Origin of the sequence: uncultured Granulicatella sp., from assembly GCF_963528315.1 — a bacterium.
Taxonomy (GTDB): Bacteria; Bacillota; Bacilli; order Lactobacillales; family Aerococcaceae; genus Granulicatella.
Genome location: NZ_CAURVV010000014.1, coordinates 23,566 through 33,204, shown reverse-complemented (window position 1 = coordinate 33,204; position 9,639 = coordinate 23,566). Strand labels below are relative to the sequence as shown.

The window sequence follows — 9,639 nt, the reverse complement described above, 5'->3', positions numbered from 1 at the left end:
TTTCTATCTTTGAGGGACATGCTAAACTTTCACCAATCATTAGCTCGCTAATTGTATCAAAAATAGAACGTTCTCGTCTACGAATATCAAAATAATACGCTATTTTTATTAAAAATGCAAGTCCTATCCTCTAACAGCCTCTTCGCTAGCTCTTACATATTTACGAACTGTACTCTTATGGAAGAATAACGAGATAAATGCAACTGGAATTGCTACAAAATATTTAATAATTTCTACGATAAACGTAATAATTAAAAATGAAAGCAGATGTGATCCAATATCTTTCTTCATTTTCATCTTATAGCCACCAAATAGTCCACGTTTGACTTTTCCAGTACTATAATCCATGATTTCAGAAGCAGCATATCCAGCACGAATTCCACCATATGGTGTAAAGAACCATCCTAAAAGTCCACCTTTGAAACGACGATAGTCAATATACCAACAATAAGTATAGTTCGAAAGTAAGACATAAATAGGCCAGAAGATTTTTCCCCATAATCCTAACTCATTAAAAGAAGTAATATAATTGAATAGTGAAATCAATAAATAACCCGTTATATAAAAACTTAAGTCTTGCTTTGGTGTATCAAAATAGCCACCATGTCCTGAATAAGGAATGATTTGAGGATCTAATTTTGGTTCCTCTTTTGGATATTCTGAAGAAGGTTTGGTTTGAAAGACTAGATTCTTTCTCCATTCAGCTGAAGTCGGATCAACATAATCTGAAGAATTTGATTGTCCTTTTTTTGGTGGCGCTACATAGTCATCTCTTTTTGGAGGAGCTACGTAATCATCTGTTTTAGGAACTACTACATAGTCCTTATTATCATTATCAGAATCTTTTTTTCTTTTTGGTGGTGCTACATAATCTGTCATCTTATGCCTCCCTCATTTTTTCTAAATCTTCACTTGTAATCGTATTAAAATCACTCGACTCATCTTTTGTCACACGGCGAGACATATGTGCCAATAATTTTTGGTTAAAGTTACGAATCCAACGTCCATTACTATGGTCATCAGTTACAGCATAAGCTTCCTTCACAGCTGATCTATAACTTTCTGCATCATATTGATATCCTTGACCTTGTAGAATAAATTCACCAATTTGTGCAATTTCATCTGGACTATAGTCTTCAAAATCAAATGTCGTTGGAACACGACTCTTCAATCCTGAGTTAGATTCTAAAAACTCTGCCATTTCTTTATGATATCCTGCAAAAATGACAACCATATCACGACGATGATCTTCCATAAATTTCAAGATTTCATCAATGGCTTCTTGCCCAAAATTATCACTAGAGCCATGTTTTAAAGAATAAGCTTCATCAATAAATAAAACTCCACCAAGAGCAGCATGTAAATGTTCTCTTGTTTTGATAGCTGTTTGCCCTTGGTATCCACCAATTAAATCTCCACGAGATACTTCAATTAGTTTATTTGTAGCAATTAATCCTTTTTGATACAATAATTCCGCAACAATTCTAGCAACCGTTGTTTTACCTGTACCTGGATTTCCTAAGAATAATGAGTGTAAAGTCGCAACAGAAGTTGCAAATCCTTCTTGTTCACGTTTACGATTCATTTCAGCTTGAGCAATAAAGTCTTCTACTTGTTCTTTCACTTTATGAAGACCAATTAATTGATGTAATTCTTCCCAAGCATCTTTCTTCGTACCATTATCTTGATACTTACCAATCTCAAGAACAGCATCAATATCCGCATTTGTAATGAGTGAAATATCTTCGCTTTTCTCAGCAATAACACGAGCAATTAATTGTTTAATAATTTTTTCATTAAAATTACGAATCCAACGCGCATTACTACGATCTAATGAACGATTATATTCCAACGTCACTTTACGTGTGTAGTACTCCACATCTGCAATTTCATAGCTGTTTTTTTGTAGACCTTTAATTCCCATTTGAACAATTTGTTCTGGAGTATAGTCTTCAAAATCTAATCGGTTCGGAACACGTGAAGTCAATCCTGGATTAATTTGTAAAAATTGCTCCATTTCTTTTGTATATCCCGCAAAAATAATCATAATCTCATTTTTGTGGTCTTCCATATATTTAAGAATCGTTGTAATGGCTTCTTTACCTGTATCATTAGTACTCTTCTTATCTAATGAATAAGCTTCATCGATAAATAGAACTCCTCCACGTGCTTCTTCTAATTTTGCTAATGTTTGAGTTGTTGTTTGATTCACATATCCAGATAATAAATCTGATTCAGAAACTTCCACAAATTTAAACGTATCTCCAAACAATGCTCCACGCTCAAATAAGATTTTACCCATTAAACGTGCAACTGTTGTTTTACCAGTACCTGGATTTCCCATAAACATAGAATGCAATACTAATTGTTGAGGTGGTTCTCCTCTTAAAACACGTTGTTTATTATAATCAACCATTCCAATTAATGTATCGATTTCTTTTTTAACAGCTTCTAAACCAATTAGGCTTTGTAATTCTTCATAACTGTCTAATTCTTTAGGAGCATTTTCATCTCCTTCTGCACTGACCCCTTTTGTATGACGAACAGATGCATGTAAAATCGAATTCTCATCTGTATCAATGTTTAATTCACTCGAACTACCTTGTGCATACATCAATTCTTGAACATGAATTAATGAAGATTCTAATCCTTTGATAGACACTTCAAGAGATTTTTCAAATAAAAGTTGTTTCGCAAAAATAGTTGAGCAATAATACAATCTTAATGGAATACTTGACTTACTTTCACACTGGAATGTAATCATTCCGTCAGCAAAGCAATAAGTATTTGGACCTAAATCAAAGTTATCCATAATTTTACAATTATTTAAACGAGTAATTGTTGCTCTCAAATCCATTGATTGAACCGTTACGTCCGTCAAAGTTACGCCACTTTTATTTTCAGAATAGATTCCTTGTCCTCTATCTACTTTACCAATAATTCCAGTATCTAATTGGAATGAAGAATCACTGACCCAAATCATTGGATAACCTTTCAGCATATCGCCACCATAAAATTGGCAATTATTAGCTTCTAATCGTGAATCTTTTTTTAAAGAAACGGCATTCCCTGAGTAGTTCTCACAAATGGTATTCGTGAATTTCAATTGTGAACCTTCACAAAAAGTTCTCCATTGGAAAAAGCAATCATTCGCTGTTACAGAACAATTTTTTAGGAAAATCGTTTGATCACTTTCATCACTAACAAAATATGTTTTACAATTTTCAAATGTAACAAAGGAATCATCTTTTGCAAAAAATAAATAATTTTCATTATGATCTTCCGTACATTCAAAGACACAATTTTTAAACGTGACAGAGCAATTTTCATTAATTTTCATTATTGTTGTATTTTTAACATTCGTAAACCAAATGTTTTCAAATACTACGGAAGCTCCACAGTCAAGAGCAATATAGCCTTGAAATTTATTCGTGAAGAATGATTCTCCATTTTCTTCGTCTAATAATCCTAGAAAAGTAAGATTTTTTGTAATTTCATATGGAACATCCGTTGAGAATCTCAAGAAATAATCTTTTTGGATTTCCAATACATCGCCTACTTTAGCGGCTGCTATGGCATCATTAAACTCCCATGTATTATCATCATATCCTACTTGATATGTCGGCATTTACTCACCTTCTTTTTTGTTTCAATCATGATTATTTTACCTGTTTTCCTTCTTTATTGTCAATTTATTATCAGATGTTTTCAGGTGAATATTTTAGAATTCTAGAAATAAGTGCAAATAAAAAAAGACCAAAGTGGTCTTAAAAAAAGAGAAAGACTCTTTATAGTAGTATACGTAACTTCATATCCTCACAAAAAAATGGAGAAGGACTTCTTATAGTAGTATAAGTACTAGAATCCGAATCGGATTCTAGTACAGGAAAAATTGAGACCTAGGCTCGAATTTTAGGAATGAGACACCGTAGGTGGCTGCTTCCGTCGTTTACTACTATATCAAAAAGTCCTCTTCTCATACGTACCTTCATTTCCTTACGTAAAAATGGAGAAGGACTTCTTATAGTAGTATGCGTAAAAGTAGCCGGAAAACGGCTACTTTTACAAGGAAAAATTGAGACCAAGGCTCAATTTTTAGCCATGAGATTCGCTTCGCGAAGCTGCTGGCGTCCTATACTACTATATCAAGAAGTCCTTCGTAATTAAATCTCTGGGTAAATATCTTCCACTGTTTTAGCTGGGTCAATTACAATGTATAAGTGACCATGTGTTCCAATAGCTGAACTTTGGTATTTATTGTCATTTCCATCTTCATCTACTGGGCTATATGGGAAGTATACACGATCTGTAGAAACAATCACATCTGATTTTGGATGATCGCTATCTAAATATAAAATATCCATTAATTCGATATCGCTATATTTTTTAACACGTTCGAACATTCCTAATTCTAATCCACCTAAGTTAATGTCTTCAGACATTACGTGGTCTGCTTCAGGAAACACTTCAATACGTAATGATTCACATGGATGAATTTCTTGGAATTCACTTCCATTAATACGACCAAACGATGTTGTAACTTGTTTGATCCATAAATCTCCAATTAAACGACGGTTAATCGTCCATGTTTCTCCGTTACGGAATACAAAACGTAATCCTGACATTACTTTTTTCATAAAAGTCTCTCCTTTTTTATGCATGTTCTCACCGTTATGATCAGTGAAAACACTTTTTTATTCTTTACTCTTCGAATTTTACCATTGAACACAAATATTTTCAATGATTATTCACTTTCCAGTTCCAAAGTGAGTTAAAACATAAGATTCCAAAATTTCTGCATCATTTTGTATACTTTGCTCTAAAATCATTTTTTCAACCGTTTTTAATACTTGTCCAATAATCGGGCCTTTTTTATCTAATTTTAAAATACGAATAATATCATGACCATTCAATTGAATATCATTCATGGAACGAATCGGTAACGACTGATACGTAGCTTCTAATCCTTCCATGGAAGTACTTTTTCCTTGAGCAATCAATAATCGCTCCACTTCACAGGCAACTTCATATGAACACTCATAAGCTAAAAAGAAATTCCACTCATCATTTTTTCTTTCATGATAAGTTCTATATCCAACTAATACATCTCGAATTTGTTCATTTGAAGACTTCCAAGATTTCAATAAGTGAGTTACTTCTTTATCACTCAAATTTAATTCATCTACGAATAAAATCCAAGCTTGCAAGACACTCATCTCTTTTAAAGGAAATTCAGCTAATTTCAAAAGAATTTTGTCTTTTCCATCAAATAATGGACACGCTTGGTATAAGCCCGTTTCAACAAATAATTGCAACGCTTCTTTACGGTAAGGGCTTTGAATCATTTTTTCAAATTCCACTTTCATTCGTTCCACAGCTACTTTAGATAAATTCATTTTCAAAAGAGAAATAGCATTCTTCGTTTCCTCTTCAACTTGAAATCCTAACTGACCAACAAAACGTACCGCACGAAACATACGTAATGCATCTTCATTAAAACGTTCTTTTGCATCTCCAACACAGCGAATACATTGACGCTCTAAATCCCCAATTCCATCGAAGAAATCCATTAATTGATCATCAATCCCAATCGCTAAAGCATTAATCGTAAAATCACGACGTTTTAAATCTTCTTCTAACGAGCGAACAAAAGTTACCTTATCTGGATGTCTAAAATCCTCGTAACCTTCTTCTGTTCTAAAAGTAGTGACTTCATAACCTTTTTTATGATGAATCACCATTACTGTTCCATGTTCAATTCCTACATCCACTGTATGAGGAAAGATTTCTTTCACTTCTTTCGGAGTAGCACTTGTAGCAATATCTACATCTGAAATAGGCTTATGAAGGAGCATATCTCTTACTGAACCACCTACAAAATAGGCTTCATATCCTGCATCAACTAATTGTTGCATTACAGGTAATGCTTCTAAAAATAATGGTTCTTTTTGAATTGACATTCACTCGCCTCTCTTTCTCTTACTTTTCTAGTTCTTTCAATTGTTCCGTTAATTTAATAAATAACTCTTGATTTCCAGTTTCTAGCGCTTGATCAATTTGAGCTAAAATTTCTTGTTTCAATACACTTGTTTGAATTTCTGTTAATGCTTGGTGTACCTCTTCATCTGAAGAGCTTTCTTCCTCATAAAAAGGATTCTTTTCTAGTATACCAAATTTAACCATCGTTAAGTAAGCATCTTCGAATTCCATTTCAATATAACATTCTTCTTTCCAATTCAATCGAATATCATGGAAAGCTTGTTCTGGATTACTAAAACGTGAACCTGCTTTATAAAAATAAAACGATTCATCAGGTGCTTTCTCTGTCGAAAACCACATTCCTTTTGGGGTACAATCCACTCGCTCAACAAAATGAATTTGTTTTAATAATATTTCATGATTTAATAAATAATTTAATATCCATAGGGCTTCTCTTCTTTTTAAAGCATGATTCGACACAAACCATGAAATAAAGTTTTTCTTATCCTCTAAACTCGGTTGAAACATCTTCTCCACTCCTTATGCTTCAAAATATTGCTGTAATTCTTGTAAATCCTCATTTAATGGTTCAAGATGTTGACCATGTTCTAACCACTCTTTTGCTTCAGCAATTCTGCCTTCCTCTCGAAGGAATCTTACATAATCAACAATAAACTCTACTGAATCTTCTAATTCCACACTAGCTTTTTGATAAAACTCTAGTGCTTCTTCGAATTCTTCTAGCCCTTCTTTTGCTCTTGCCATTAAATAGAAAATTTGCCCATTTTCTAAACCTTCTTCTATTTCCCTTGCTAAAATATCTTGAACTTCTTCAAACTCTTCTTGATATAATAATATTTCTGTATAAGCTTGCATAATTTCAAATGATTCAGGGGATAATTCATAAGCTTGTTTTAAGGCTTCTTGTCCTTTTTCCATTTGTCCAATCGATAAATAAGAAACGCCTAAACTAAAGAATGGATCTTTCTCATATGGATAAGTTTCTGTAATTTTAGATAAGCTCATAATAGCCTTTAAATAATCATGCTTAAACATTTGAATATGGCTTAATCCTAGTAAGGCTTCATAATTTTCTTCATCACGAGATAACACTTCTTGATAAATTTTTTCTGCATGATCATAATTTCCTTCTTGGATATCATGTTTTGCAATACTGATTAATAATTCATTCGAAGCTGATTCTAATCCTTCATCTGACAGTAGTTCCTGTAAAGGTTCTGCATTCCCCATTTCTAAAGAAGCTTCCACTAATAATTCTCTTGCACGATTTTCTTCCCCAGTTTCTTCGTGAGAATTTTTTAAAAATCTTTCTAAATACTGAACACTTCGCTCCATCGAACCTGATTCAAACAATAAAGTTCCTAAATAAAAATCTAAAATAGATTCTTCAGGAGCTAATTCTTTTGCGAGTAATAACTTTCTTTCAGCTACGTCATAATAACCTTGTGCTTTATATAATTCCGATAAAATCACTAAAACACTTGGATAATTCAGGTTATCTTCAGGAATATCATATAAAACAGATAAAGCTTGATTATATTCCCCTTGATTCACTAAAATTTCTGCTAATAGAATGGTCCAAGCAGATTCTTCTGGTTCAAATTGCGTTAATAATAAATACGCCTGTCTTGCTTCATCAAAAAATCCACTACTTGCACTAAAGGCAGCTAAATCAATTAATTCTTCTATGTTATCTTCTGTCACTTCTTCCATAAATTGATTGAAAAGTGAATATACTTTTTCTAACTCTTGTTCTTCTAATGCATTTTGAATTTGTTCAACGATTGATTTCATAATTTCTCCATTTCTATAGGCAACAAAAAAGGTGCTATATTAATTTAACTCTAATATAGCACCTTTATGAAATAGTTTCTATGAAAATATCATAATAAACTGATTAGTTTTTTACAGCATCTTTCAAAGCTTTACCTGCTTTGAATGCAGGAACTTTGCTAGCTTCGATTTGGATTTCTTCTCCTGATTGAGGGTTACGTCCTTTACGAGCAGCACGTTCACGTACTTCAAAGTTACCAAATCCGATAACTTGTACTTTTTCACCTGCTTGTAATGCTTCTTGAATTGTTTCGAATAATGCATCAACTGCTGCTGAAACATCTTTCTTTGTTAATTGCGTTTTTTTAGCTACGCGATCTACTAATTCTGCTTTATTTGCCATGTTAGATTCACCTCCATCACATAAGAAATAATTCAGTACTTATTGAGTGGTCCAATAATACTGGAAACCTTACTGTTGATTTCTAAACAAGTATACCATTTGATTGGCGGACTTTCAACGAATTATACACGATTTTATCATTTTCTTTGTCGAACAATCATATGAATTGGTGTTCCTTCAAAACCAAAGGCAGAACGAATTCGATTTTCTAAGAAACGTTCATATGAGAAGTGCATTAATTCCACATCATTAACAAAAACAACAAATGTTGGCGGTTGAATCGCCACTTGTGTCATGTAGTAAATTTTCAATCGATTTCCTTTATCCGTAGGAGTTGGATTCATTGCGATAGCATCCATTAATACATCATTTAAAATTGATGAAGAAATACGTTTAGAACGAACTTCATGAATTTCTTTTAATAATGGAGCAATTTTCACCAATCTTTGTTTCGTTTTAGCTGAAACAAATAAAATCGGTGCATAAGATAAATATAAGAACTCTTTACGAATATTTTGTTCGAATTCTTTAAATGTAGAATTATCTTTTTCTAAAGTATCCCATTTATTGACTAAAATGATAACACCTTTACCTGCCTCATGAGCATAACCTGCAATCTTCTTATCTTGTTCTTGAATACCTTCTTCTGCATTCAAGACAACACAAACAATGTCGCTTCGTTCAATCGCTCTTAATGCACGTAAAACACTATATTTCTCGGTAGATTCGAAAACACGTCCTTTTTTACGAATACCAGCTGTATCAATCATTTTAAAAATCGTACCTTCTTCATCCGTAAAACTTGTATCAATTGCATCACGAGTTGTTCCTGCAACATTTGATACAATCACACGTTCTTCTCCAAGCATTGCATTTACTAAACTTGATTTTCCTACATTTGGACGACCAATAAAGCTAAAACGAATCACATCTGTATCATCTTCTTGATCATCATGGTCAGGAAATGCTTTTACAGCAGCATCTAATAAATCTCCAAGTCCTAATCCATGACTTCCTGAAATTGGGAATGGTTCACCAAATCCTAATGCATAAAAATCAAAAATATCAGATCGTAATTCTGGATTATCGACCTTATTCACCGCTAATAATACAGGTTTATTCGTACGGTAAAGCATTTTTGCAATATGTTCATCCGTTGATGTGACACCTTCTTTTACACTTGTTAAGAAAATAATGACATCTGCTTCTTCCATTGCAATTTCAGCTTGCATACGAATATTTGACATAAATGGTTCATCAGTAATATCAATACCACCTGTATCAATAATATGAAATTGATGTCCTAACCATTCACCTTCAGAATAAATTCTATCTCTCGTTACTCCAGCAATATCTTCTACAATCGAAATTCTTTCACCAACAACTCGGTTGAAAATAGTAGACTTTCCAACATTTGGACGGCCTACAATCGCAATAACTGGTGTTGACATCAAAATTCCTCC

The 9,639-nt window shown here is 33.0% G+C and carries 8 protein-coding genes; all 8 read right to left on the bottom strand.

Annotated features, from left to right (window positions below):
- Nucleotides 1-123: 123 nt before the first annotated feature.
- Nucleotides 124-879 carry a hypothetical protein gene (locus RYK07_RS04855; protein ID WP_314852655.1) on the bottom strand — a complete coding sequence of 252 codons (756 nt, stop codon included), beginning with the start codon at nucleotides 877-879 and terminating at the stop codon, nucleotides 124-126.
- Between the two features lies 1 nt (nucleotide 880).
- Nucleotides 881-3,628, bottom strand: coding sequence for an AAA family ATPase (locus RYK07_RS04850; protein WP_314852653.1), 2,748 nt, complete (start codon nucleotides 3,626-3,628; stop codon nucleotides 881-883).
- Nucleotides 3,629-4,163: 535 nt separating this feature from the next.
- The gene (locus RYK07_RS04845) at nucleotides 4,164-4,637 is read right to left on the bottom strand and encodes a hypothetical protein (protein ID WP_314112559.1); all 474 of its coding nucleotides are present in this window, start codon (nucleotides 4,635-4,637) and stop codon (nucleotides 4,164-4,166) included.
- A gap of 111 nt (nucleotides 4,638-4,748) precedes the next feature.
- Nucleotides 4,749-5,960, bottom strand: a complete 1,212-nt coding sequence (locus RYK07_RS04840) for a CCA tRNA nucleotidyltransferase (RefSeq protein ID WP_314852652.1) — start codon at nucleotides 5,958-5,960, stop codon at nucleotides 4,749-4,751.
- A 19-nt stretch (nucleotides 5,961-5,979) separates the two neighbouring features.
- On the bottom strand, nucleotides 5,980-6,507 hold the full coding sequence (locus RYK07_RS04835) for a YpiB family protein (RefSeq protein WP_314852650.1): 528 nt from the start codon (nucleotides 6,505-6,507) through the stop codon (nucleotides 5,980-5,982).
- A 12-nt stretch (nucleotides 6,508-6,519) separates the two neighbouring features.
- The gene (locus tag RYK07_RS04830) at nucleotides 6,520-7,794 is read right to left on the bottom strand and encodes a tetratricopeptide repeat protein (RefSeq protein WP_314852649.1); all 1,275 of its coding nucleotides are present in this window, start codon (nucleotides 7,792-7,794) and stop codon (nucleotides 6,520-6,522) included.
- 103 nt (nucleotides 7,795-7,897) lie between these two features.
- Complete coding sequence (locus RYK07_RS04825) at nucleotides 7,898-8,176, bottom strand: HU family DNA-binding protein (protein ID WP_006702317.1); 279 nt, start codon at nucleotides 8,174-8,176, stop codon at nucleotides 7,898-7,900.
- A 137-nt stretch (nucleotides 8,177-8,313) separates the two neighbouring features.
- On the bottom strand, nucleotides 8,314-9,627 hold the full coding sequence (gene der, locus RYK07_RS04820) for a ribosome biogenesis GTPase Der (RefSeq protein ID WP_314852648.1): 1,314 nt from the start codon (nucleotides 9,625-9,627) through the stop codon (nucleotides 8,314-8,316).
- Nucleotides 9,628-9,639 lie beyond the last annotated feature (12 nt).